1 pseudogene is annotated in these 464 nt (G+C 47.2%); it reads left to right on the top strand.

The features are described 5' to 3' along the window. Window positions 1-92: 92 nt before the first annotated feature. A pseudogene (locus tag GPK60_RS10785) lies at window positions 93-464 on the top strand (YtxH domain-containing protein); the annotation flags it as partial.

Genomic DNA, 464 nt, shown 5'->3' with positions numbered 1-464 from the left:
CGTGTCGGTGTGGTACAGATACACCCTGTCTTTGTAGAACTGCTCCATGCCTTTGATACCAGACCGCCGATAAAAAGTGAGGTGGATTTGGAATGATAAAATCTATCACAAGAGAAAAGGTATTCCATGTACTGAAACTGGTACTGCTTGCCGTGACCGTTACGCTGGTACTGCTGTCCCTGCTTGGGACGGTAGCTCATGCGTCTGGACTGGTCGATGATACGGTCAATGCAGACAACCTGTATTCAAAGTATCCGCTTTCCAACTATCAGCTTGATTTCTATGTGGACAATAGCTGGTCTTGGCTACCGTGGAACTGGCTGGACGGCATTGGAAAATCGGTGCAGTACGGGCTTTACTGTATCACAAATTTTGTCTGGACAATCAGCCTGTATCTTAGCAATGCCACAGGATATGTGGTGCAACAGGCGTATAAGCTGGACTTCATCAATGACATGGCAGAC

Source organism: Ruminococcus sp. MCC718 (assembly GCF_018783905.1).
GTDB lineage: Bacteria > Bacillota > Clostridia > Lachnospirales > Lachnospiraceae > Hominisplanchenecus > Hominisplanchenecus faecis.
Note: the sequence above shows the minus strand (reverse complement) of the source record. Positions and strands in the feature narration are given on the sequence as shown.